Source organism: Haloarchaeobius ordinarius (genome assembly GCF_051801355.1).
Lineage (GTDB): Archaea > Halobacteriota > Halobacteria > Halobacteriales > Natrialbaceae > Haloarchaeobius.
On record NZ_CP196560.1, the window covers coordinates 269,517 to 291,923 of the forward strand.

General features: G+C 65.7%; 23 protein-coding genes. 14 read left to right on the forward strand and 9 right to left on the reverse strand.

Annotated elements, in window-relative coordinates; translation table 11 throughout:
• Positions 1 to 30: 30 nt before the first annotated feature.
• Positions 31 to 1,449 (reverse strand): MFS transporter, encoded by a 1,419-nt coding sequence (locus tag ACSC1R_RS01450; protein WP_439027289.1) that lies wholly within the window; start codon positions 1,447 to 1,449, stop codon positions 31 to 33.
• Positions 1,450 to 1,652: 203 nt separating this feature from the next.
• Between ACSC1R_RS01450 and ACSC1R_RS01455 the strand changes: the two genes are divergently transcribed.
• From ACSC1R_RS01455 to ACSC1R_RS01475, 5 genes are all read left to right on the forward strand, one after another.
• Complete coding sequence (locus ACSC1R_RS01455) at positions 1,653 to 2,555, forward strand: ArsR/SmtB family transcription factor (RefSeq protein ID WP_439027290.1); 903 nt, start codon at positions 1,653 to 1,655, stop codon at positions 2,553 to 2,555.
• A gap of 211 nt (positions 2,556 to 2,766) precedes the next feature.
• Positions 2,767 to 3,597 carry a CPBP family intramembrane glutamic endopeptidase gene (locus ACSC1R_RS01460; RefSeq protein ID WP_439027291.1) on the forward strand — a complete coding sequence of 277 codons (831 nt, stop codon included), beginning with the start codon at positions 2,767 to 2,769 and terminating at the stop codon, positions 3,595 to 3,597.
• A 54-nt stretch (positions 3,598 to 3,651) separates the two neighbouring features.
• Complete coding sequence (locus ACSC1R_RS01465) at positions 3,652 to 4,542, forward strand: HFX_2341 family transcriptional regulator (RefSeq protein ID WP_439027292.1); 891 nt, start codon at positions 3,652 to 3,654, stop codon at positions 4,540 to 4,542.
• Between the two features lie 333 nt (positions 4,543 to 4,875).
• Positions 4,876 to 7,491 (forward strand): valine--tRNA ligase, encoded by a 2,616-nt coding sequence (locus ACSC1R_RS01470; protein ID WP_439027293.1) that lies wholly within the window; start codon positions 4,876 to 4,878, stop codon positions 7,489 to 7,491.
• A gap of 101 nt (positions 7,492 to 7,592) precedes the next feature.
• The gene (locus ACSC1R_RS01475; RefSeq protein ID WP_439027294.1) at positions 7,593 to 8,489 is read left to right on the forward strand and encodes a mechanosensitive ion channel family protein; all 897 of its coding nucleotides are present in this window, start codon (positions 7,593 to 7,595) and stop codon (positions 8,487 to 8,489) included.
• Positions 8,490 to 8,527: 38 nt separating this feature from the next.
• Here the strand turns inward: ACSC1R_RS01475 and ACSC1R_RS01480 are convergent, their stop codons facing one another.
• Together ACSC1R_RS01480 and ACSC1R_RS01485 are read right to left on the reverse strand one after the other, a co-directional pair.
• Positions 8,528 to 9,253 (reverse strand): DUF1405 domain-containing protein, encoded by a 726-nt coding sequence (locus tag ACSC1R_RS01480; protein WP_439027295.1) that lies wholly within the window; start codon positions 9,251 to 9,253, stop codon positions 8,528 to 8,530.
• A gap of 97 nt (positions 9,254 to 9,350) precedes the next feature.
• Entirely contained in the window at positions 9,351 to 9,656 is a 306-nt protein-coding gene (locus ACSC1R_RS01485; RefSeq protein WP_439027296.1) for a CGCGG family putative rSAM-modified RiPP protein, read from the reverse strand.
• A 171-nt stretch (positions 9,657 to 9,827) separates the two neighbouring features.
• Between ACSC1R_RS01485 and pdxS the strand changes: the two genes are divergently transcribed.
• Positions 9,828 to 10,736 carry a pyridoxal 5'-phosphate synthase lyase subunit PdxS gene (pdxS, locus tag ACSC1R_RS01490; RefSeq protein WP_439027297.1) on the forward strand — a complete coding sequence of 303 codons (909 nt, stop codon included), beginning with the start codon at positions 9,828 to 9,830 and terminating at the stop codon, positions 10,734 to 10,736.
• 228 nt (positions 10,737 to 10,964) lie between these two features.
• Here pdxS and ACSC1R_RS01495 read toward each other — a convergent pair whose 3' ends face one another.
• The 4 genes from ACSC1R_RS01495 to ACSC1R_RS01510 form a co-directional block, all read right to left on the reverse strand.
• Positions 10,965 to 11,333 (reverse strand): hypothetical protein, encoded by a 369-nt coding sequence (locus ACSC1R_RS01495; protein WP_439027298.1) that lies wholly within the window; start codon positions 11,331 to 11,333, stop codon positions 10,965 to 10,967.
• A 4-nt stretch (positions 11,334 to 11,337) separates the two neighbouring features.
• Positions 11,338 to 11,646, reverse strand: a complete 309-nt coding sequence (locus tag ACSC1R_RS01500; protein ID WP_439027299.1) for a hypothetical protein — start codon at positions 11,644 to 11,646, stop codon at positions 11,338 to 11,340.
• A 78-nt stretch (positions 11,647 to 11,724) separates the two neighbouring features.
• Complete coding sequence (locus tag ACSC1R_RS01505; RefSeq protein ID WP_439027300.1) at positions 11,725 to 12,606, reverse strand: homoserine kinase; 882 nt, start codon at positions 12,604 to 12,606, stop codon at positions 11,725 to 11,727.
• A 78-nt stretch (positions 12,607 to 12,684) separates the two neighbouring features.
• Positions 12,685 to 14,466, reverse strand: a complete 1,782-nt coding sequence (locus tag ACSC1R_RS01510) for a histidine kinase N-terminal 7TM domain-containing protein (RefSeq protein WP_439027301.1) — start codon at positions 14,464 to 14,466, stop codon at positions 12,685 to 12,687.
• Positions 14,467 to 14,587: 121 nt separating this feature from the next.
• On the opposite strand from ACSC1R_RS01510, the gene ACSC1R_RS01515 reads away from it, so the two are divergent.
• Positions 14,588 to 15,958, forward strand: coding sequence for an NAD(P)/FAD-dependent oxidoreductase (locus ACSC1R_RS01515; protein ID WP_439027302.1), 1,371 nt, complete (start codon positions 14,588 to 14,590; stop codon positions 15,956 to 15,958).
• A 480-nt stretch (positions 15,959 to 16,438) separates the two neighbouring features.
• Here the strand turns inward: ACSC1R_RS01515 and ACSC1R_RS01520 are convergent, their stop codons facing one another.
• A complete protein-coding gene (locus tag ACSC1R_RS01520) occupies positions 16,439 to 17,032 on the reverse strand; it encodes a DUF6149 family protein (protein WP_439027303.1) in 594 nt (197 codons plus the stop codon).
• A 171-nt stretch (positions 17,033 to 17,203) separates the two neighbouring features.
• Here ACSC1R_RS01520 and ACSC1R_RS01525 point away from each other — a divergent pair, with 171 nt between their 5' ends.
• From ACSC1R_RS01525 to ACSC1R_RS01555, 7 genes are all read left to right on the forward strand, one after another.
• Entirely contained in the window at positions 17,204 to 18,454 is a 1,251-nt protein-coding gene (locus tag ACSC1R_RS01525) for an NAD(P)/FAD-dependent oxidoreductase (RefSeq protein WP_439027304.1), read from the forward strand.
• 99 nt (positions 18,455 to 18,553) lie between these two features.
• Positions 18,554 to 18,784: a hypothetical protein gene (locus ACSC1R_RS01530; RefSeq protein WP_439027305.1), complete on the forward strand. Its 231-nt coding sequence runs from the start codon at positions 18,554 to 18,556 to the stop codon at positions 18,782 to 18,784.
• Between the two features lie 80 nt (positions 18,785 to 18,864).
• Positions 18,865 to 19,278 carry a DUF7124 domain-containing protein gene (locus tag ACSC1R_RS01535; RefSeq protein WP_439027306.1) on the forward strand — a complete coding sequence of 138 codons (414 nt, stop codon included), beginning with the start codon at positions 18,865 to 18,867 and terminating at the stop codon, positions 19,276 to 19,278.
• 40 nt (positions 19,279 to 19,318) lie between these two features.
• Positions 19,319 to 20,194, forward strand: coding sequence for a hypothetical protein (locus ACSC1R_RS01540; protein WP_439027307.1), 876 nt, complete (start codon positions 19,319 to 19,321; stop codon positions 20,192 to 20,194).
• A 67-nt stretch (positions 20,195 to 20,261) separates the two neighbouring features.
• Positions 20,262 to 20,528, forward strand: a complete 267-nt coding sequence (locus tag ACSC1R_RS01545) for a hypothetical protein (protein WP_439027308.1) — start codon at positions 20,262 to 20,264, stop codon at positions 20,526 to 20,528.
• 64 nt (positions 20,529 to 20,592) lie between these two features.
• Positions 20,593 to 21,123: a DUF5815 family protein gene (locus ACSC1R_RS01550; RefSeq protein ID WP_439027309.1), complete on the forward strand. Its 531-nt coding sequence runs from the start codon at positions 20,593 to 20,595 to the stop codon at positions 21,121 to 21,123.
• Positions 21,124 to 21,215: 92 nt separating this feature from the next.
• On the forward strand, positions 21,216 to 21,455 hold the full coding sequence (locus ACSC1R_RS01555; protein ID WP_439027310.1) for a hypothetical protein: 240 nt from the start codon (positions 21,216 to 21,218) through the stop codon (positions 21,453 to 21,455).
• A gap of 77 nt (positions 21,456 to 21,532) precedes the next feature.
• Here the strand turns inward: ACSC1R_RS01555 and ACSC1R_RS01560 are convergent, their stop codons facing one another.
• Positions 21,533 to 22,201: an SIMPL domain-containing protein gene (locus tag ACSC1R_RS01560; protein WP_439027311.1), complete on the reverse strand. Its 669-nt coding sequence runs from the start codon at positions 22,199 to 22,201 to the stop codon at positions 21,533 to 21,535.
• Positions 22,202 to 22,407: the final 206 nt, after the last annotated feature.

Here is a 22,407-nt window from a genome sequence, read left to right on the forward strand (position 1 = left end):
GTTCGGGCGCGCCGGACAAAAAGGCCCGAGTCAGAACAGTGGTTCGCCCATCGTCTCCCGGCCGAACAGGAGCACGACGGCTCCACCGAGGGCGAACGCCACGGCGAGGGGGACGAGCGCGGCGAGGTAGCCCGTCTCGACCAGCAGGCCCGCGAGGATGGGCCCGATGACCGCTGCAATCTTTCCGACGCCGCCGGCGAAGCCGTTCCCGGTGGCTCTGGCCTCGGTGGGGAACAGTTCGGGCGTGTAAGCGTAGATCGCGCCCCACGCACCCAGGGTGAAAAAGCTCGCGGCGAGCAGGCCGCCGAAGAACGGCCAGAAGCCCGAGAGCCCCAGCCCGAGGAAGTCCACGCCGGGCATCGAAGCCGCGAAGACGAAGGTAAACACGCCCGAGAGCAGGAGGTACGAACCCAGTGTCGCTCTCCGCCCGATGACCTCGACGAGGTAGGCCGCGCTGAGGTAGCCCGGAATCTGGACGAGCGCGATGAGGACGAAGTAGACGTAGATGCCTTCGACCGTCAACCCACCGAGACTGATGCTCTCGACGACGCCCGCCGCGCCGACGGTCTGTGGTAGCCAGATGAACACGCCATAATACCCGAAGTTGATGGCGAACCACGCCGCGGCGATCATCACGGTCTGCTGGCGCAGGTCGGCCTCGAACAGCCGCGAGAACTCGGCTTTCGGGGCGACCTCGACGCGGTCGGCGTCGATGGGTGTGTACTCGGAGCCGTTCTCCTCGGCGATGGCCCTGATTCGCTCGTTCGCGCCGTCGATGTCGCCCTGTCGCGCCAGGAAGTACGGGGTCTCGCGAAGCTGGGACCGGATGACGAACACGAGCAGCGCGGGGAACGCCGAACTCACGAACAGGAGCCGCCAGCCCGCGACCTCGCCGAGGACGGGCACCCCAACAGTCCCGCCCGTCGTCAGCACCGAGAGGAACAGCCACGCCAGCAACACGGCGAGCAGGTTCCCGATTGGCCAGAAGGCGTCGAGGTACACCAGGTACCGCCCCCGCCGGTTCGTCGGGAGGTGCTCGGAGAGGTAGGAGGTGTCGACGGCGAGCGCCCCACCGAGACCGATACCAGTCAGGAACCGCAGGGCGAACCCGCTGTAGAACCCCACCGCGAGGGCCGTCAACCCGGCGAACACCGAGTAGGTCAACACGGTCCACTGGAACGCGTCGATTCGCCCGTATCTATCGGCGTACCAGCCCCAGCCCCAGTTCCCTACTATCATCCCCATCAGGCTCGCAGACCCCAGCAGGCCGGCGGTGAGGCCCGAGAGTTCCCACGCGCCCACGAGGACGGGCAGGGTGAAGCTGATGATGATGACCTCCATCCCGTCGAACGCCCACGCGCTCCCACAGATTGCCAGCAGGCGACGGTGGAACGCGCCCACCGGGATGCGGTCGAGCACCTGCGAGACGGAGACGGTTTCGTCTGCCATATGTCAGTGACTCACTTACCAAGGGGGGTACTCGTGTACGTACTTAAATCAAAAGGATTTGGACTGTCGATTGCCAGTATCGAAGACGGAATGTCTTCGATGAGTCAGAAAGCGACTGGTCCATCGTTCAGAGCGATGAACCGACAGCCGCCAGGGGAAATCGAGTCGCGAACGTTTTCAGCCACTTCCTGTTACCGACTCTCGTGAAAGAGTCGTCTCTCGTCTCGGACGAACAGCCCGCTGCCGACGTCTTCGGGGCGCTCGCAGCGCCGACCCGCATCGCCATCCTCGAAGCGCTCTGGGAAGCGGACGGGCAGGAGGCCACGTTCTCAGAACTGCAGGAGGCGGTCGGAATCGAAGATTCCGGCCAGTTCAACTATCACCTGTCGAAGCTCCGCGGTCGGTTCGTCACCAGCGAGGACGGGACGTACGGACTCCGACTGGCCGGTCGTCGAATCATCGGCGCGCTCCTCTCGGGGTCGTACACCCAGACAGGCGCGGCTGGCCCGGCCCAGACGGACCACGATTGCCCCCTCTGCGACGACGGGTCGCTCACGTTCAGCTACGAATCGGAAGAGGTCCACGTCGACTGTGACGTCTGCGAGGACGGAATCATCTGCTTTCCCGTTCCACCCGGAGCCTTCGCGGGGTACGCGACCGACCACCTCCCCGATGTGGCCGAGCGGTACGCGCGGACCCTGCTCCACCAGAACCGACACGGGTTCTGTATCAACTGCGATGGGCGGGTGACCGGGGTCGCCGCACCTGCAGGAGAGATATTCCCGGCCGTCGATGCCGACGCCGGCACGGAGCTCCCGCCGGACGCCCCGTTCGTCGAGTACCACTGTGACCGGTGCGGTGAAGTGGCGACGTTCGACCTACGGACGGTCGTCGCGACCGAACCGACAGTCGTCGCGTTCCATCACGACCACGGCGTGAATCTCGAGCAACGCCCGCTGTGGGAGTTTTTCGCGCTCGATCCGAATCAGTCGACCGTGACCGACACCGACCCCTTCCGAGCCGTGGCCCGTTTCACCGCGGGTGGAACGACGCTTACCGTCACTGTGGACGACGAACTCGGCGTTCTCGACACCGACCGTCGGTGACGCCCTCGTCGGCGCGTTTCATCCAGTCACCGGCAGAACGAAATTTCTGCAAACCATTAATCCCAGACGGACAGACTTCGATACCAATGTCGACGGACACGCAACGAACATCGGTCATCTATCGGACTCGGGCCGACGCACACCAGTGGGGTGATGCGTACCCAGTCGTACCCGCCACATGTTCCAGCACCAGTAGAACGGGGCAGCACGCATGACGGAGGTCGACGAAACCGGGTCGGTCTCCCGGGGAGCGAATCCGGGCCAGGGGACCCGGTCGTACCTGGGCCGGACCGCCCGGGTATTCCTCGCCGGACTGGTCGGTGTGGTCGGGCTGGTTCTCACGTCGGTACTCGTCCCGGAGACGCTCCCGAGCCTCCCCGACGTGCCACGTTCGGTGCTCCTCGTCGTGACCCTCGTCCAGCCGGCGGTTCTCGTCCTGGTCGCCGCGGCGGTCGGGACACGGTTGGCCCCCGCAGTCGGCTTCCGGTCCTACATCGCGACGGCAGACACCGCCGGGGCTGTACTCGACAGCCTCCGTCCCGAGAGTCGGGTCGCGATTCCGGCCGGCCTGGGCGCTGGCGTGCTCATCGTGGTCGTCGACCTCGCGTTCCGCACGATGACAGACTTCGGAACCACACTGGCACCGGCAGAATCCGTCACGATAACGAGCGTTCTCGCGTCGTTTCCGCTCCGGTTCCTCTACGGTGGCATCACGGAGGAGGTGCTCCTGCGATGGGGGTTCATGACGGTACTCGTCTGGCTCCTCTGGCGCGTCACCGGCCGCCCGGAACGGCCGTCCCCAACCGCCGTCTGGGTCGGTATCGTGGTCGCAGCCGTCGTCTTCGGCGCGGGCCATCTCCCGGCGGTCGCGCTCGAGACCACACTCACTGCGACCGTCGTCGTCCGGACGCTCGTCCTCAACTCCATCGGCGGCATCGTGTTCGGGTGGCTGTACTGGCGATACAGCCTCGAAGCGGCGATGCTCGCCCACGCCAGTGCCCACGTCGCGCTGGCCGCGCCGGCGCTGGTGGCCGCTGCCTGAGTGGTCGGTGACGAGTCTGTTGGTTTTTTTATCCGCTGGAGTGCTCTACAGCGTATGCAGACACACATCGTCCCGGTCGGGTTCGACTACGACCGGCTCATCGCGCCCCTGGTCCGCGACCAGTTCGACGTGGACCGGGTCATCCTCCTCGAAGGGGCGGTGGGGAGCGAAGCCAACGTCGAGTACTCCCAGAACCTCTCGAAGAAGCTGGAGAAGGACTTCGAGAACCTGCTTGGAGCCGAAACGGAACGTCTCGTCCTCGCGGACGTCTACGACTACGACGCCGCGTTCGAGCAGGCGTACGACCTCATCAACGACGAACTCGACCGTGGGAACGAGGTGTGGGTGAACATCGCGGCGATGCCCCGGACCGTCTCGTTCGCGTTCGCGACCGCCGCCCACTCGCTGATGGTCGAGCGCCAGGAGGACCGCCAGCACATCCACACCTACTACACTGCCCCCGAGAAGTACCTCGAAACCGAACTCGCGGAGGAACTGCGCGAGCAACGCGACCTGCTCCAGGACCTGCTGGACGACGGGGTGGACGACGAGCGCGTCGAAGCACATCTCGACACCGCGACCAGCCTGCTCGCGGAGTTCGACGAGCGCGGGACCACCATCGGCGCGAAGGAGATCGGCGGGAGCCACATCGTGGAACTGCCGGTCGCGTCGTTCTCGAACGTCAAACCGTTCGAGGAGGTCATCCTGTTCAAGCTCGGCGAGGAGGGCGAGTTCGATTCGGTCTCGGAACTCGCGGAGGCGCTGGCGAAGGAACTCAACGAGGAGTACACCGACTCGTTCCGGTCGAAGGTTATCTACAACGTCGACAGGTTAGGACCGGGCGGGAAGGGCTACATCGAGCAGGAGGAGGTCGGGAAGTCCTACCGGACGCGGCTGTCGCGCATCGGGGAACTGTGGGTCCGGGCGCACTCGGGCGAGGAGTAAGCGCACAGAGCAGCCCTGTGACGTAGCGACACGCCACCGCTGTCTTTTTATCCCACCGTCGACCATCCACCTGTATGGAGCACCCTGCTGCCGCCGTAGTACGTCTGTAAGGCCAGCCAGCGGTGCCCGGCGATTCTCATAGGGTTCATCGTAAGTCATGATAGACTGCTCGACAGATCGTCTGTCGAACGACTATCTACAGTTCCGATGAACCCTATCACGCGACCGCCGTTTCGCGTCGCAGCCGCACCCGAGAGCGCATCGCACAGGCGCGACTGCATCGATTGTATTAAACGGCGAATGGACGACTGACCCAACAAGAGATTCCCATCTATGCCAGAAGGAGACTACGACCCCCGAGCGACAGAGGAGGAGTGGCAGAACCGCTGGGTCGACGAGGAGACCTACGCGTACCAGCCCGAAGACGAAGAAATCGACCCGAACACGGTGTTCGCCATCGACACGCCGCCGCCGACCGTCTCGGGGAGCCTGCACATGGGCCACCTGTACGGCCACACGCTGCAGGACTTCGCGGCCCGCTTCAAGCGGATGCACGACGGCGACGTGATGTTCCCGTTCGGCTACGACGACAACGGCATCGCCTCGGAGCGACTCACCGAGTCCGACCTGGGCATCAAGCACCAGGACTACGAGCGCCGCGAGTTCCAGGAGAAGTGCCGTGAGGTCTGCGAGCAGTACGAGGCGGAGTTCACCGAGAAGATGCAGAACCTCGGGATGAGCATCGACTGGAACCGGACCTACAAGACCATCGAGCCGCGGGTCCAGCGCATCTCCCAGCTCTCATTCTGCGACCTCTACGAGCAGGGCCGCGAGTACCGCAAGAAGGCACCCGCCATCTGGTGTCCCGAGTGTGAGACCGCCATTTCGCAGGTCGAACAGGAGGACGCCGAGCGTCACACCCACTTCAACGACATCCGGTTCGACCTCACCGAGCCCACCGACGACGGCCGCGAGAGCTTCGTCATCGGCACCACGCGCCCGGAACTGCTCCCGGCGTGTGTCAGCGTCTTCGTCCACCCCGACGACGAGAAGAATCAGGACCTCGTCGGCGAGACGGCGGAGGTCCCCATCTTCGGGCACGAGGTCCCCATCATCGAGGACGACCGCGTCGACCTGGAGAAAGGGACCGGCGTCGTCATGTGCTGTACCTTCGGTGACCAGAAGGACATCGAGTGGTACCAGGCTCACGACCTGCCGCTGCGCGTCGCCATCGACGAGTCCGCGACGATGACCGACCTCGCGGGCGACTACGAGGGCATGAGCACGCACGAGGCCAGAGAAGAGATCGTCGAGGACCTCGACGAGCTGGGCTACCTCGAGGGCCGCGAGGACCTCACCCACACCGTCCAGGTCCACGAGCGCTGTGAGACCGACGTCGAGTTCCGCGTCTCCAAGCAGTGGTACATCGAGATTCTCGACCACAAGGACGAATATCTGGAAGCCGGCGAGGAGATGGACTGGTACCCGGAGAAGATGTTCACGCGGTACAAGCACTGGATAGAGGGGCTGGAGTGGGACTGGCTCATCTCGCGCCAGCGCGATTCGGGGATTCCGTTCCCGGTCTGGTACTGCGGCGACTGCGGCCACGAGGTCCTCGCCGAGCGCGAGTCCCTGCCGGTCGACCCGCTCTCGGACGACCCGCCGGTCGATGCCTGTCCCGAGTGTGGCCACGACGAGTTCGAACCCGAGGACGACGTGCTGGACACCTGGGCGACCTCCAGCCTGACCCCGCTCGTCAACTCGGGCTGGGACTGGGACGAGGAAGCAGGCGAGTTCACCTTCGAGAACCCCGAACTCTACCCGGCCGACCTGCGCCCGCAGGGCCACGACATCATCAGCTTCTGGCTCTTCCACACGGTCGTCAAGTGCTACGAGCACACCGGCGAGGTCCCGTTCGACTCGGTCATGATCAACGGCCACGTCCTCGACGAGAACCGCGAGAAGATGTCCAAGTCCCGCGGGAACGTCGTCGACCCGGCCCGCGTCGTCGCGGACTTCCCCATCGACGCCATCCGCTACTGGGCCGCGAGCACCGCGGTCGGCGACGACTTCCCGTTCAAGGAGAAGGACATCGTCGCGGGCGAGAAGCTCCTGCGCAAGCTCTGGAACGCCTCCAAGCTCATCGACCACCTCGCGCCCGAGGCCGTCACCGAGCCCGACGAGCTGGACGACCTCGACGAGTGGATTCTGGCGGAACTCGACGACACCGTCGAGACGCTGACCGACCACTTCGTCGAGTACGAGTTCGCGAAGGCCCGGGACACCCTCCGGACGTTCTTCTGGAACACGTTCTGTGACGACTACCTCGAGATCGCGAAGCAGCGCCTGGACGAAGAAGACAGCCAGTCGACGAAGTACGCGCTCCGCACCGCGCACGCGACGTTCCTGAAACTGTTCGCGCCGCTGATGCCCCACATCACGGAGGAGCTGTGGCACGACATGCACGGCGAAGAGAGCGTCCACCTGCAGGAGTGGCCCGAACCGAAGGGCTACGAGGCGAACCTCGCGGCCGGCGAGAACGCGATGGCCGTCATCGGCGCGCTCCGGCGCTACAAGTCCGAACACCAGCTCCCGCTCAACGCCGAACTGGAGACGGTTCAGGTGTACGGCGACATCGGCGGCTTCGCGGACGCCATCGCGGGCGTCATGCACGTCGGCGAACTGGAGCAGCTCGACGAAGCACCCGAGATAACGACCGAGATTGCCGACATCAGCCTGGAGTACTCGGTCCTCGGGCCGAAGTACGGCGGCAAGGTCGGTGAGTTCGACCAGGCAATCGCGGCTGGCGAGTACGAACTCGACGGCGACGTGATGAAGGTCGCCGGCGAGGAGCTGGCACCCGAGGAGTTCGAGGTCCGCGAAGAGCGTACCTACTCCGGCGAGGGCGAGATGCTGGAGACCGAGGACACGCTCGTCATCGTCTCCTGAACCGTCGAAAACGGGATTCCCCCTCGATCCCTGGAGAGTTTGTCCCGAACCTGACACTCGTTCTCGACGTTTCTTTTCCCGGTCCGGCTCCTATTACACTCATGGGTCCGCCCGTATTCGCGCAAACCCCTGCCATTCCCCCAGGGTACCAGGACGTTCTCCTCACCATCGGCAAGTTCTTGCTCGGGTTTCTGGCCGTCTACCTCGTTGGCAAGTATCTCGCCGTCCCCGCCGTCTCTCGAATCGTCCGCTCACGGAACCGAAACAACCCGACGCTCCACCAGACTATCGGCCGATACGTCTGGGTGGTAATCATCGCTATCGCAGTCGTAGCAGCCCTGGCCGCCGCGGGGTATAGTGCCTGGCTGACGAGCTCCGCTATCGTGCTGGCGGCCATGACGCTCGCCATCGGTGTCGCAGGCCAGCAGGTCGTCGGGGCCATCATCAGCGGGCTGTTCCTCGTGGCTGACCCGTACTTCAACGTCGGTGACTGGATCTCGTGGGACGGTCACGAGGGCGTCGTCGAGTCCATCACGCTCCGGACGACTCGGATTCGCACCGTTCGAAACGAGGTCATCACGGTGCCGAACACCGAACTGACGGCCAATGCCATCGTCCGGCCCTACGGCCGCGAGCAGTTCCGTATCACCGAGCACGTTAACGTCAGCTACGACGACGACGTGGACGAGGCGATGCGCCACCTGCGGGAGGCTGCGAGTGCGGACCGGGCGGTCCTGCTCGACCCGGCACCCGTGGCGTACCTCGTCGCGTTCGGCGACGACGCCGTCCGGCTGATGGTCCAGTACTGGCTGGCCGCGGACACCCGGCGGAACATCCTCTCGATCCGCTCGAACTTCGCGAGACGGCTCAAGCGACGGTTCGAGCAGTCGGGTATCACGCTCAGCCCGGCGGCGAAGCGGGAGCTGTTCGGCGAGTTGTCCGTCGAACAACAGGCGGAAGGACGGGTTTCGGACGCTGAGGAGGGATTAGCGCGGTGAGAAGAGGGTCGGGCGCTGAGAAAGAACAGTGTCTGTGTTCAGAGACGCAACTCCAGCTTTTTCACCCGCGTCGACAGCGAGAGGAACGTCGCCAGTAGCGTCAGGGCGACGGCCCCGGCGGCGGCGACCCGGTGCGGACCGGGCGTGTGGACGACGCCGGAACTCGTTATCTCCTCGGCCGGAATCAGCGTGTGGTGGGGGGTGCCGACGATGGGGACGAAGTAGTCCACGAGGTCGTTGAAGCCATACCAGAGCAGCGCGACCGCGACGGCCCGCACCGGGAAGTCGGTGATTCGATGCAGGACGAAGCCCTCCAGCACCATCGCGAGGTGGCTCCAGAACAGGAAGTTGTACATCGCCCAGTGGAGGTACGAGAAGTCACCCTTGAACGCGAGCAGGACGAACGGCGTCCACGCGCCGAGTTTCAGGCAACCGAAGAACGCGAGTGCGCTCAGGTAGTCGTTCTGTCTCCCGAGCGCCCACGCGCCGAACGCCAGCGCGATGAACAGGGTGGCGACGGGGCTGTCGGGGACGACCGGCCACGCGACCAGCGGTTCCAGCGCGAACTGGCTGAGTTCGGCAACGAATCCGGGTGCGAACGGGTCGAGGCCGTAGTAGTAGAACCCGAACGCGGTTCCGGCCACGTTGATGGCGACGACCAGCCACACTAGCCGCAGGCCGAGGTCCTCGATGGCCTTCGGCACCGGGGCGACGTACCAGGGGAGCGAATCACGGTCGGGTAGTTCGTCGACGAGCCAGCGCATCGTCAACGACGATGGCCGGGGGTTCCATAGCGGTGACGGTTCCGTGTATACCACCAGCCGACGTCACCAGCCGCCGGGTCGACTCCGTCAGACTCGACTACGGCACCGAGACGCGAACGACGTGGCCACCGCAGCCACACCGTTCGACGTAGTCGGTGACGATGTCGTCCCCGAAGATGGCGTCCAGTTCCTGATACAGGTAGGTCGACGGGTGCCCGTGGTTCGCGTGGGTCACGAGGTTGACGTGGTTGTCGGGGGCGGTGAACTCCACCGCCTGGATGGCCTGAGCGACCACGAGTTCGCGGTCGAAGGCGTGCTCGGGAGTCTCCAGATTCGCCGACCAGGAGTTGTGGTGGACGTGGTCGGTAATCGGTTCGGCGTCGGTGAAAGGAGCGATGCTCATACTACCTGTATCGCTATTTCGACACGAATACTGGCTAGACGATTCTCACACCTCGACAATCGTGTCTCGATGCGTCACGACAATGGCGCACAAATCGCACGACGCGAACCTATCGGTAGAGTGGAGGAACGTACCGACCTGATTAAGTGTAGCCGGTCCCAAGCCGGCGGTATGAGCGACGAGACAGACCTCGAGGACCTCAAGCGCGGGACGGAACTCGTCAAGCGCGGGTTCGCCCGGATGCAGAAAGGTGGCGTCATCATGGACGTGGTGAACGCCGAGCAGGCGAAGATCGCCGAGGAGTGCGGCGCGGTCGCCGTGATGGCCCTCGAGGCCGTCCCGGCCGACATCCGCAAGCGCGGCGGCGTGGCCCGGATGGCTGACCCCGCGGACGTAAAGGAGATCATCGATTCCGTGTCCATCCCGGTGATGGGCAAGTCCCGTATCGGCCACCACAAGGAGGCCGAGATTCTGGAAGCCATCGGCGTCGACATGATAGACGAGTCCGAGGTCCTCACCCCCGCCGACGACGCCTACCACATCGACAAGCGCGAGTTCACCTCGCCGTTCGTCTGTGGTGCGCGCAACCTCGGTGAAGCCCTCCGTCGCATCGACGAAGGTGCCGCGATGATTCGAACCAAGGGCGAGGCCGGCACTGGCGACGTGAACCAGGCCGTCCACCACCAGCGCACCATCAAGGGCGCTATCCGCAAACTCGAGGGCATGAACTGGGAGGAACGCGAGAAGTGGGCACGTGAGAACGAGGCCCCCGCGGAACTCGTCCACGAGACCGCGGAGATGGGCCGCCTGCCGGTCGTCAACTTCGCGGCCGGTGGCATCGCGACGCCCGCCGACGCCGCGCTCATGATGCACCACGAGTGCGACGGTATCTTCGTCGGCTCCGGTATCTTCGGTGCCGAAGACCCCGAAGCGATGGGCGACGCCATCGTCCAGGCAGTCAACAACTGGGACGACCCCGAGAAACTCGCAGCAATCGCCTCCAACATCGGCAAGGGCATGAAAGGCGACGCCAACGTCGACCTGCCCGAGGAAGAGAAGATGCAGGGCCGCGGCGTCTAGGTCGGTTCGACCAGCCGTTCTCAGATTTTCTCCACGAGACAGAGCGACGGCTCCACTGCGTGCAGGCACGCATCGCGACCACGCACCTGCACGTTCAAGTACGAGAACGCGGCCAGGCCCGTCGTGCCCTGACGACTCCTCACCGGGAGCAGCGATTGCGCGGAACGACTCCCGGTGACGGCCGTGTTCCGCCTGTCCGCCATAGTACGCACATCGCGCCGATTCCAGTCACTCGATGAACCACTCGGTCGACGGCGGGAGGTACCCCGCGATGACGAGGACCGCGAGGACGAGGTAGCCCGAGAGCCCACCCCAGAGCACCGAGAAGACGACGGTCGGGGCGACGACGGCGCCGACCAGACTGACGAGGACGACCACCGCCACCGCCGTCAGTCGGACTCCCCGCGCCGTCCACAGCTCGCGGACCGTCGCTGCTCTGCTGGAGAGCACGAGCTCGAGGACCACCGAGAGCACAGCAGCCGCGAAGAACAGATTCGTCGAAACGTCGACGCTCACTGCGAACCCGACCCCGACGGCGAGGGCGAGCGAAACCGCCGCGAGTGCAGCGTCGTCTGCGGTTCCAGCCTCCGCTTCCATCACCTCACTCGAGGAACCCCGTCACGATAAAGCCGAGCCCGAGGAACCAGCCCCCGACGGCCACCCCGACGACGGCCCAGTGGAAGACGAGCGCCAGCCCGCCGAGTGCCGACGCCGGTGCAGTCGCCGCAGTGACGAGGGAGTCGACGCCGTTCGCTGGCGTCGCCGTGACGAGAAGCACGCTCCCGGTCACCAGTGCGAGGACCCCGGCGACGAGTGCGACGGCGGCACCGCCACGTTCCGCGAGTGTCCCGACCCGCTCGACGGGTCGGTGTTCGAAGGCGGCCCGGAACGGTGGACGGCTGGCTGCCATGTCATTACATATCGTGTTCGACCATGATAAACTCTGGGTGCGACCCGGGAACCCGGGCCTACAGCCTCAGACCCCCTTCTACCGGAAAACGCGTGCCCCACCGCCGATGGCGGTCTGGTACGCTCGTGCGTCCACCCCGGAGTCGTCGAACGCGTCGAGGAGGGCGCTGGCGACCTCCCGGCGGTCAGATTTCGAGCGACAGACCGCGAGGACCCCCGGGCCAGCACCGCTGACCGTGACGCCCGTCGCCCCGGCCGCCAGTGCAGCCGACCTGGCGTCCTCGTACCCGTTTATCAGTTCCGCACGAGCAGGGGTGACGACCGTCTCCGACAGCCCCCGACCGACGAGTTCCGGGTCGTCGCGGTGCATCCCAGACGTGAGCGTCGCGGCGCTCCCGACGGTGTCGACCAGCTCCGCCATGGTGACCGTGTCGGGGACGACCCGCCGGGCGTCACGGGTCGAGACGACGAGGTCCGGCAGGCACGCGACCAGCGGCAGGGACGCGTCGACCTGCGTGACGCCGTCGTCCCGCGCGATGGTGAACCCGCCGAGGATAGAGGGCGCGACGTTGTCCGCGTGGGCCGCCCCGGAGACGACTGCCTCCCCTTCGGCGGCGATGTGGACGAGTTCCTCGCGGGAGTAGCCGCAGTCGTACAGTTCGTTGAGTGCGACGGCCGCACCAGCGGCGCTCGCGGCGGAAGAGCCGAGCCCGGAGGCGGGTCTGACACCCTTGTCGATGTGGATGCGGGCCGGCGCGCCGAGTTCCTGGGCGACGACGCCGGCCGTGTTCTGGGACGGGTCTTCCGGGATGTACTGGCTGCCGGCACCGGTCACCTCGATGGAGGTCTCGTCGGCCCGTTCGACACGGACGACGTCTGCAGGTGCGTCGAGGGCCAGCCCGAACACGTCGAACCCACTGCCGAGGTTCGCGCTCGTCGCCGGTGCACGGACGGTAAGCATGCACCCGACTTGGCTCAGTCCGTCCAAAAAACTAGCGGACTGCACGAGATTGCGCGACGGCGTCTGTTCGTGGTCTCGCTAGCGGTCCACCGCGGAGGTGTCGGGGTCGACGTGCACCTCGAACCGGGCACCGCCTTCGCCCGCGTTCGTTGCCTGGACGTGCCAGCCGTGAGCGTCGGCGATAGAGGCGACGATGGCAAGGCCGAGGCCGGTGCCGTCGTCGCTCCCGCTCACACCGGACTCGAACGCGGTCTCGCGAAGGTCCTCGGAGAGTCCGACGCCGTCGTCCGCGACGTAGAACCCGGCCTCGTCGGGCAGTGGACCGACGCTGACACGAATCGAGCGTGACGTCAGACCATCGTCACCCTGGGCCGTGCTGTCACCACCGACGACCGTCGGAGCGGCGGTGGAACGTCCCCGGCCGTGCTCCAGCGCGTTCCGGAACAGGTTCTCGAACAGCCTGAGGAGCCGCCCCCGGTCGGCGTCGACGGTCGCCTCCCCGACGACCCGGAGCGTCGCATCGTCGTCCTCGACACTCTCCCACGCCCGTTCGGCCGCAGTCGCGACCTCGACCGGTTCGGTCGCGGTCACCGCGCCACCGTCCCGGGCGAGGACGAGCAGGTCCTCGACGATGGTCTCCATCCGGTCGTGGGCCCGTTCCGCCGCCTCGTAGTGTGCCTCCTCGCCGGTCTCGCGGTAGAGGTCGAGGTAGCCCGTCGCGGCCCCGAGTGGGTTCCGCAGGTCGTGACTCACCAGCGCCGTGAACTGGTCGAGACGCTCGTTCTGTCGACGAAGCTCCCGCTCTCGGCGAACGCGCTCGGTCACGTCCCGGAAGACCACCAGCGAGCCGATGGTGTGCCTGCCGTCCGTGAGCGTCGTCCGGGTCCGTTCGTAGTGGTTCGTTTCCCCATCTCTGTCCGACACGCTGACGAGGTCGTCGGAGCCACCGGCGGTTCCGCCCGACTCCTCGTCGAAGTCGACGGTACTCGCGGTGGCCACGAGTCGACCCGTCGGGTCGGTAACGTCGAACAGTGGCCCCGCAGCCGGGTTGTAGTCGAGGATGCGGTCGTCGACGTCGAGGACGATAGCCGGGTCCGCCATCTGCTCGACGGCGGTCCGGCGAGCGACGGGTCTGAGCTGGAACAGCCGATTCCGGAAGACGGACCAGGCGACCGCGCCGGCGGTCACGAAGAAACCGAACGCGGTCAGGTTGTACGCCCGGAAGGGCTCCGGCCCGAGCAGGTAGAGCGCGCTGGCGGCGAACGGCGCGAGCGACCCCGCCAACAGCCCGGCGACCTGCCGGCGGTACAGCCCGGCCGAACCGGTGTACGCCCGGGCGAGCAACGCGGTCGCGGCGAGGACGAGCGTATAGGCGTAGCCCGTGAAGGCGTAGAACGCTGCCCCGTGGTCGTTGACGAGGACGGTCGTGCCGTCAGTCGTGTCGAGCGAGATGGCCGTCCAGAACTGGTGATGGACGGGGTTGGTGAAGACGACGAGAGGCGTGACGACCGCCCCTGCCACGACGGCCAGCCAGCCGACCCGGGGAAGTCCGTCGAACCGGGTGAAGCGGGCGACGTAGAGCAACCAGAGCCCGGGAATCGCCCCCATCCCGAGGTACTGGACCATGTTCCAGCGGAGCTTGGCGTTTCGGACGGCGGCCGGGTCTCGACCGACCACAGAGAGTTCGGCGGCGTAGGCGAGCATCATGAGGCTCACCGCGAGCAACAGGCCGGCCGCGACGGACGCCCCGGGGAGGCGGTCGTAGGCGTCGCGGCGGGAGAGGACGTAGAGAGCGAGGGCGACCTGGACGCACGCACCGAGGACGAGCGGGACGGTGAGTGGCGTCGGCTGGATGCCCATGTCGATACCGGTCGTTCGATTCCATCGACGTTAACGCTAGTGGCCAGTGGCGAAGTGGCGAATCGCTGGCTGCTCGCCAGCATCCAGAAGACACATCCCCGGTCGCCTCGGACACCGCAACATGACTGTCGGTATCGTCGGCGGCGGCGTGGCCGGACTCGCAGCCGCCTATCGGCTCCAGCAGGCGGGCTACGACGCCCAGATTTTCGAGGCGAGCGACGACCTCGGCGGGCTCGCAGCCGTCTACGAGACGGCCGGGGACCCCATCGAGAAGTTCTATCACCACCTCTCGAAGTCGGAAGAGACCATCGTCGAACTGGCCGAGGAACTCGGCGTCGGCGACCGACTGGAGTGGCCGTACAAGTCCGACGCGTACTACGTCGACGGGGTCGTCCACCCCATGGACAAGGCCTGGGAGATCGCGGCCTACCCGCACCTCTCGTTCTACGACAAGTTCCGCCTCGGCATGCTCACGATGGAGGTCGACCTCCGTGGAGGGGTGCCTTCGTTCGACACCTACGACCGGCTGGAGGACTTCGAGCACGTCCCAATCAAGGAGTTCGTCGTCGAGCACACGACCCGGAACGTCTACGAGAGCTTCTTCGAGCCGCTGCTGGACGCGAAGTTCGGGAGCCGCAAGGAGGACGTGTCTGCGGCGTGGCTCCTCGGACGCATCAAGTTCCGCGGCGAGCGCGACCTGCTCAAGGGTGAGCAACTGGGCTACTTCGACGGCTCGTTCTCGGTGTTCATCGACGCGCTGGTCGACGCAGTGGGGCGGGAGAACGTCACCACGGGCGCTCGCGTGACCGGGGTCGACACGTCGGGAGGGACGGTGTCCTCGATGACGGTCGAGACTGCCGACGGGACCGAGACCCACGACGTGGATTCGGTGGTCGTCGCGGCGATGCCGAACGTGCTGGAGGACCTGACCGGGTACACCTGCGACATCGACTTCCAGGGCACGGTGTGTTCCGTGTGGAGTATGAACGAGTCCATCACGGACACGTACTGGCTCAACATCAAGGACGAGGCCCCCTTCGGCGTGCTCATCGAGCACACGAACTTCATCAGCGAGGAACGCTACGGCGGCGAACACCTCTACTACACCGCGAGCTACGTGCAGGACCCGAGCGAGGACCTCTGGCAGATGAGTAACAGGGAGGTCGAGGCGTACTGGCAGGATGGCATCGAGGACCTGTTCCCGCACTTCGACCCCGAGATAGTGAACTGGGTCGAGACGGCCCGCAACCCGCGGACCGCCCCGGTGTACGAGCGCGGCTACCTCGACATGGTCGTCCCCTACGACCTCGGTGCCGAGGTCGCGAATGGTGTGTACTACGCCGGGATGGCCTCGCGCGCACAGTACCCCGAGCGAAGCCTGAACGGGGCTATCGTTGCGGGCTACGCGTGTGCCGACCGCATCGCGGGCAACGCGGCGGCTATTCAGGAACGAGAACGTGCGAGCGACGAACAGGCGTCGCTCGCGGAGTAGGATTCGGAGAAACCGAGAAACACGGCTTGGACCCGAACGGGAAACGTTGTCCCCGGACCACACGGCCATGCCTGGCTTTCGTCGGACTTTCACCGACTCGGTTGACCGAAGCCAACTTCGGCAGGGTTTTCGCCTGCATGCCGAGATATTCCCGAAGTCCCTTTACAGGTACTCCGATACTTGGCCTTCACCTTCGACCGCCATGGCGGCCGAACACTGGTCCGGTACGGTTCTCCTTCGGAGTCGTGACCTCGTTACCGTTTTACGGGTAGTTTAGTGTTGACCCCTACTTCCGCCCGTCTCGTCCGAACCTTATGGGAACGGTTCGATCTGGACGTGAAGCGTCCGGTGCGCCCCCGTGATTCCCGGTGGGCAAGTTAGAGTAGGGCCGAGGAGGAGATAAGGATTTTGTGCGGTAACACGGCACATGGTTCTGAGACCAATACCGACTGAGAGGAGCGAGGTATTCTCCCGGTATTCTCACTCCTCGTCCTCGACCGCGTCCACCATCCCGGGTGCTTCAGAGATGTCCACGTCCTCGGGCTCTTCCTGGCCACCGACGACGACCTCGCCGTCGGCAGTCTCGACGTACACGTCGTCCGCGAAGCCCCCCTCGGCGTAGGGGTGGACCGGGTCGTCCAGTTTCTCGGGTGTCGAGGGGGCGTCGGCGACACCGTCTTCGGGGTGGAAGGCACCGAGTGGGTCGTCGATGGTGATGTCGTACGCCTGGAAGAACGACTCGTAGCGGTCGTAGTGCTGGTCGAGTTCGTCGGTCGGGAACTCCATCATCTCCGTCCAGCCGTGGTTGAAGAAGTCGAAGTTCGCCTGGATGTGCGTAATCTCGCGGGCCTCGGCCTCCGGCATGTGGTCGAGTGCGGCGACGTAGGTGTCCATCGTGGCGTCGAAGAAGTCGTCGAGGTGCTCGCGGCGCTCCTCGCGGTGTTCCTCGTCCGCCTTCTTCAGGAAGATGCCGGTGTGCATGTCGACCAGTTTCTCGTTCGCCACGTCGCTGATGACGGGCGCGGTGAGGGCCGTCTTGAACGCGAAGTGTTTGACGTTCTGGCGTATCTTCATCGGTGGACGAGCCTTGGGAGTGGAAGGCAAAGAACGTCCCGCCGGCACCACGAGACTCGCGACGCTGGCACCGAACTGCCGCGTGAGGTCGTTTCACTGCCACGAAGTCGCGTCTGGCGGAAAGCGCTCGAATGGTAATCCACTTTAACCCCCGTACCGAACCCTGCGCGTATGAGTGAGTCGTACGTCATCATCGGCGATGGTATCGCCGGTGGCTCCGCGGCCAAAACACTTCGGGAGGAGTCGCCCGACGCTGACATCGCCGTCCTGACGGACGAGGGCGAACCACTGTACAATCGTATTCTCATCAAAGAGTACGCGAAAGGCAAGATTCCGATGGAGGACCCGCTGTTCCTCCACGACGAGGAGTGGTACGAGGAGCGTGACATCGACCTCGAACTGAACACCCACGTCACCAGCATCGACACCGACGCACACGTCGTTCGCACGCACCAGGGCGACGACTACGAGTACGACAAGCTACTGGTCGCGACCGGTGGGACCCCGACCCAGCTGCCCGTCGAAAACTCCGACGCCGAAGGCGTCCACCACTTCTGGACGTTCCAGGACGCACGTGGCATCGCGGACCACTCCTCCGAGTCCGCGACCGGTATCGTCGTCGGCGCTGGTCTCCTCGGCATCGACTTCGCCGCGGTCTGTGGGGCACGTGGCATCGACGCCAAGTACCTCATGCGCGGTGACTGCTGGTGGCGCTACGCCCTCAGCGAGGACGGCGGCGAGATCATCCACGAGGCCCTGCGCGACATGGGCGTCGAACCGGTGTTCCAGTCCGGCGTCGACCACTTCGTCACGGACGACGACGGCGTCGTCACGGGTGCGGTCGACCCCAACGGCGAGGAGTACGAGGGTGACTTCGTCGGCGTCGCCATCGGCCTGAACTTCAACACCGAGTTCCTCCGTGGCTCCGGCATCGAGACGGACAACGGCATCGTCGTCGACGAGTACATGGGGACCAACGTCGAGGACGTGTACGCGGCCGGTGACATCACCAAGTTCTACGACGTCATCCTCGAAGAGCACGCCCAGAACGGCTCCTGGGACTCCGCGAAGAAGCAGGGTGCCGTCGCCGCGAAGAACATGGCGAACGGCCACGAGACCGAAGAGTTCCGCCACGTCTCCTCGTACTCCATCTCGCACTTCAAGGACCTCCCGTTCGTCTCCTTTGGCCACCCGACCCTCGGCGACGACGACGCCGAGCGCAAGTACTCCGACACCGAGTGGCGGCGTCTCACCTTCAAGGACGGCAAGCTCATCGGTGGCGTCCTCATCGGCGACCTCAAGCTCCAGTCGACGTTCAAGCGCATCATCCGCGAGGAGCGCGACCTGAGCGGCCAGGAGGAGGTTCTCCTCGAAGAGGACTTCGACGCCGAGATGCTCGACGCGCCCGCACAGGAGCAGTAAGCGACCCGTCGCGGTCCGGGCGGTTTTCTCGCGATTCCGGTGATTCACGTGAACCAGAGGAATCTTTAAGCTATTCCATGCCATACCATACCATGGCCCATGGCAGTTAGTGACATCGTGGAGGGCAGCCTCCGCCTCACGGCAGTAGAATCGGTTCCCGCGGACGCCACCGTTCGGCACGTCGACCAGCTCTCGGAAGACGCGTTCGACCAGATGATACAGCTCGTCGACGACGACGGACCGGGCACACTCCAGGGGCTGCCAGCAGCAGACTTCGCCGACGGCGAAATCATCGTGTTCACTGACTACCTGCGGGTCGAACGCCGCTGAGACCCCTACCCGAGAGGCCACCGGCTCTCGCCGGGACGTTTTCCGATACCGTTTTCCGCGCGCCGAGGTGAGATTCTGGCATGAACGGCGGCAACGATGGAACGATGACGTTGGCGTTCGAGCTGTCGGCGCTGCAGGCGCTGGCGGACCCCGAGCACGTCTTCGACGACGCCCGGCGCTGGAGCAAGTACGTCGGCGTCGTCTCGGACAAACCGACGTACGTCGTGACCAACTTCACCCGGAAGAACCGTATCCGACAGGACTTCTTCTCCGGCCCCCGCGGCAAAGAGGAGAGCCTGGAGAGCGTCGGCGAGCAGTTCGACACCGACCGGCACGTCTTCGTCAGCACGACACAGGAGGACGCAGACCTGGCCGACCGCGCCGGCTGGGAGTACCTCCCCGTCGAGGACGCGGCCGAGGCGGCCGGCTGGGAACTCGCCGACGAGGAGGAGTCCGAGGAGACCGAAAAACCAGTTCGTGACGACTGGCCCTGAACGGGTAGCTATTTCTTCCCGGTCGGGCAACTCGGCCGCGATGGACATCGACTTCGAGGACGCGCTCGTGGCCGCGGTCGAGCGGACCGCCACGCGTGCCGGGGCGACGCTCGCGCTCTGTACGTTCGCGGTGCAGGTTCTCTCCGCAGTCGGACTCGACACCGAACAGGCCTACCTCCAGCGAGAACTCCTGGCGAGCCTCGCCGGCGCACTCGACACGACGCCCGGTTCCCTGCTCGGCGAGGGAAGCGTCACGTTCTCGCGCGGGGCGCTCGGCCTGCCAGCGTCGGTCCCGCACTGGTACGGCACCCTGTTCGCACTCGCGGCGACGGTCCTCGGCATCGCGGTGACCGTCGTCGGCCTGCGGACCTTCAGCGGGCAGTTCACCGAGGACGTTCCCCGGGCGGCCGTCGCTGGCCTTCCCGGTCGCACACTCCACGCGTTCGCCGGTTCACTCCTCTTCACCGGTCTCGTCGCGGGTGGGCTGGTAGCGTTCGTCCTGCCCGGCGTCTTCCTGGCGCTGAGTTGTTACTTCGTCACGGCAGCCGTCGCCATCGAGGACGAGCCTGTCGTCGCCGGCTTCCGCCGAAGCTGGGAACTGACCGCCGGCCGCCGTCTCGAAGCCTTCCTCTTCCTGCTCGTCGTGTCCGCCGTCGCCATCTCGTCGTCGCTCACGGCGACGGCGGCTACGGTTCTCCTCGGTGGGCCGGCGACCAGCCAGGGTACACTCGCCCTCCAGTTCGCGGCGACCGCGTCGCCGGTCGCCCGGTTGGTCGTCGTCGGCATCACCAGCGTCTCGACCGTGTTCACCGTTGCACTCACCGCCGTGGTGTTCGACCAGTTGCGTGCGGCGAGGACCCGGAGTGGCCGTGTCGAGGGCGACCTCGCCGACGTCGACCCGGCGTTGCTACCCTGACGAGTCCTGCACGACCCGGCCCTTCTCAGGGTGTGGACTTTTGCACTCCCCACGAGTGGCTCCCCCCATGAGCGGCGACACCGACGTGACGGTGGACGTGGAAGTGGAGGTCGCGGTCGACTCCGACGAACTGGACATAGCGGTCGGAGACGTGAAAGAAGCCGAGGCGGAACTCGAACTCGACGGGGTAGCGATCGAAGTCGAAGTCGAGGTGTCGGTCGACGAGGTCGAAGACGGAGACGAGGCCGGGGACGACGAGACGGCCGCGAGACGGTTCGCCGAGGACACCGACGAGGACGAGGACGAGTACGACGACGGCCCGATATACGAGTGACGGTCGTCTCGCCCCCGGGCCGGAGAGCGCGGCACTTTTCCCTGCCGGTCCCGCAGAGTCGAGCATGGCTGAACCACGCGTACCGGGCGGGTCAGGGTCCGAACTGTCACTCCCCGACGGGCCGACCGTGGCCGTCCGCGACATCGACCTCGGGATGCGGGAGTACGTCGAGGACGGCGAACGGTACGCCGTCGTCATGGACGTCCACCCGCCGTCACGGTTCTTCCCGGAGTCGCTGGTCGCGGTCCTGCAGGAGACGGTCGAGACCGCCGACGAGTTCGGCGAGTTCGGCACGCCCCACCTCATGGGCATCGTGATGGAGGAGTTCCCGGACAAGGTCGCAAGCGCCGACGTCTCGGACGACGGCACCGTCGGGTGTTCGATGATATGGCTCACCGAGTTCGACTCGCGCCGCCTCCACGAGATAATCGTCGAGCTGGTCGTCGAACTGATGGAACACGCCATCAGTCACGCCGACGACGACGACGCAGTCACCGACTTCGAGCGACAGATGCTGGAGTTCGACGTGAGCGAGTTCGTCGAGCAGTACCGCGCCCAGCGCGAGTTCACGAGCGAGCACGACACCGCACTCTGAGTCGCACCCTCACCCCGGAACCGACGTGAGTGTGTCACAGGCCAGCATTCTACTGGCATCCTTTTATGCTGGTGGACGCACTGGTTTCCCGTATGCCACCCCGCCGCAGCGAGTTCGAACGGATCAAGGCCGTTCTCGCGGAGGCGGACCCGGACGAGCCGTTGTCGGCACGCGAGATAGTCGCCCTCCTCGACGAGCACGGTGAAGAGATGGAGAGCGCACACCGCGTCGCGACCATCCTCGGCCGCCACGCCGAGCGCGGGGCGGTCGAAGTCATCCGCGACCAGCCGTACCAGTATCGTATTCTCGAAGAACGAGACGTTTCGAACTGACTCTCGCTGGTCGCGACGCGGACCAGCCCGATTCGAACCCGCGGAGCCGCCGGTGTGACTGCGGCTCGCGGTGTCGCCTACGACCGGTTGCGGACTTCGTACTGCACCTCGACGCGCACCTCGGTCGATATCGGACCGCTCTCGACGGAGCCACCGCTCGTGTCGGAGAGCGTCCTGTGCATTCCGCTACCGCGCTGGCGGGGTCGCGTCCCGTCGTCGGTGTGCATCTCCAGGACGTCGCCAACCGTCAGGCCCTCCGCCGTGGCCGCCGCGGTCGCCTTCTGTCGCGCGGTCTCGACCGCGTCCGCGATGGCCTCGCGCGTGAGTTCCCGGTTCGTCTCCGTCCGGAACGTGAAATCGACGTCGGATATCTCGGCACCCGCCTCGTCGACGGCAGCCGAGAGGGTCTCGGCGAGCAGGTCGAGGTCCCAGAGCGTGACGGCGATAGCTTCGGTCGCGTGGTACGGCAACGACTCCGGGTCGGGCGTCTCGCCGGGGCGGTTCGTGGGATTGCTGGGGTGTCCCGGGGGCTGTCGCGCGACACTGAACCGGACCGTCCGTATCTGGTCGTCAGGAATCCCCACCTCGCCGAGCACCCGTCGTAACTCCGCGGCCCGTTCGGCAACGGCCCGGCGGGCACCAGAGACGTCCGGTTCGACCGCCGTCGCAGCGAACCGGAGGGCGACCTCGTCGGGCTGGGCGCTCGCTCGACCGACCGCGGTCGTCGTGATGGTTCGTGGTGACATAGTGGGGATTCTTGGCGGTATCACAAACCCGTTCACCCGGAGCACCCAGGGTCAGGCTGGAGCCGGGGGCCGTCGCGTCGGGAGTCTGTGATTTCTAGTCCACTCGCGCACGTGTGGTGCGCCCGAGAGCGCTTCTGGGGTCACTGGGCGGCCGAGACCGTGACAGGGTGTCGCAAGTTCGAATTTCGAAAAACCGTTACGTTTCT

Excerpts from the sequence above, each read along its gene's own strand:
- ACSC1R_RS01525 (WP_439027304.1), top strand. The coding sequence starts at position 17,204 with ATGAGTGAGTCGTACGTCATCATCGGCGATGGTATCGCCGGTGGCTCC.
- ACSC1R_RS01460 (WP_439027291.1), top strand. The coding sequence starts at position 2,767 with ATGACGGAGGTCGACGAAACCGGGTCGGTCTCCCGGGGAGCGAATCCG.
- ACSC1R_RS01550 (WP_439027309.1), top strand. The coding sequence starts at position 20,593 with ATGGCTGAACCACGCGTACCGGGCGGGTCAGGGTCCGAACTGTCACTC.
- ACSC1R_RS01560 (WP_439027311.1), bottom strand. The coding sequence starts at position 22,201 with ATGTCACCACGAACCATCACGACGACCGCGGTCGGTCGAGCGAGCGCC.
- ACSC1R_RS01555 (WP_439027310.1), top strand. The coding sequence starts at position 21,216 with ATGCCACCCCGCCGCAGCGAGTTCGAACGGATCAAGGCCGTTCTCGCG.
- ACSC1R_RS01485 (WP_439027296.1), bottom strand. The coding sequence starts at position 9,656 with ATGAGCATCGCTCCTTTCACCGACGCCGAACCGATTACCGACCACGTC.
- ACSC1R_RS01495 (WP_439027298.1), bottom strand. The coding sequence starts at position 11,333 with ATGGAAGCGGAGGCTGGAACCGCAGACGACGCTGCACTCGCGGCGGTT.
- ACSC1R_RS01535 (WP_439027306.1), top strand. The coding sequence starts at position 18,865 with ATGAACGGCGGCAACGATGGAACGATGACGTTGGCGTTCGAGCTGTCG.
- ACSC1R_RS01530 (WP_439027305.1), top strand. The coding sequence starts at position 18,554 with ATGGCAGTTAGTGACATCGTGGAGGGCAGCCTCCGCCTCACGGCAGTA.
- ACSC1R_RS01475 (WP_439027294.1), top strand. The coding sequence starts at position 7,593 with ATGGGTCCGCCCGTATTCGCGCAAACCCCTGCCATTCCCCCAGGGTAC.
- ACSC1R_RS01520 (WP_439027303.1), bottom strand. The coding sequence starts at position 17,032 with ATGAAGATACGCCAGAACGTCAAACACTTCGCGTTCAAGACGGCCCTC.
- ACSC1R_RS01540 (WP_439027307.1), top strand. The coding sequence starts at position 19,319 with ATGGACATCGACTTCGAGGACGCGCTCGTGGCCGCGGTCGAGCGGACC.
- ACSC1R_RS01470 (WP_439027293.1), top strand. The coding sequence starts at position 4,876 with ATGCCAGAAGGAGACTACGACCCCCGAGCGACAGAGGAGGAGTGGCAG.
- ACSC1R_RS01505 (WP_439027300.1), bottom strand. The coding sequence starts at position 12,606 with ATGCTTACCGTCCGTGCACCGGCGACGAGCGCGAACCTCGGCAGTGGG.
- ACSC1R_RS01510 (WP_439027301.1), bottom strand. The coding sequence starts at position 14,466 with ATGGGCATCCAGCCGACGCCACTCACCGTCCCGCTCGTCCTCGGTGCG.
- ACSC1R_RS01500 (WP_439027299.1), bottom strand. The coding sequence starts at position 11,646 with ATGGCAGCCAGCCGTCCACCGTTCCGGGCCGCCTTCGAACACCGACCC.
- ACSC1R_RS01480 (WP_439027295.1), bottom strand. The coding sequence starts at position 9,253 with ATGCGCTGGCTCGTCGACGAACTACCCGACCGTGATTCGCTCCCCTGG.
- ACSC1R_RS01450 (WP_439027289.1), bottom strand. The coding sequence starts at position 1,449 with ATGGCAGACGAAACCGTCTCCGTCTCGCAGGTGCTCGACCGCATCCCG.
- ACSC1R_RS01465 (WP_439027292.1), top strand. The coding sequence starts at position 3,652 with ATGCAGACACACATCGTCCCGGTCGGGTTCGACTACGACCGGCTCATC.
- ACSC1R_RS01515 (WP_439027302.1), top strand. The coding sequence starts at position 14,588 with ATGACTGTCGGTATCGTCGGCGGCGGCGTGGCCGGACTCGCAGCCGCC.
- pdxS (WP_439027297.1), top strand. The coding sequence starts at position 9,828 with ATGAGCGACGAGACAGACCTCGAGGACCTCAAGCGCGGGACGGAACTC.
- ACSC1R_RS01545 (WP_439027308.1), top strand. The coding sequence starts at position 20,262 with ATGAGCGGCGACACCGACGTGACGGTGGACGTGGAAGTGGAGGTCGCG.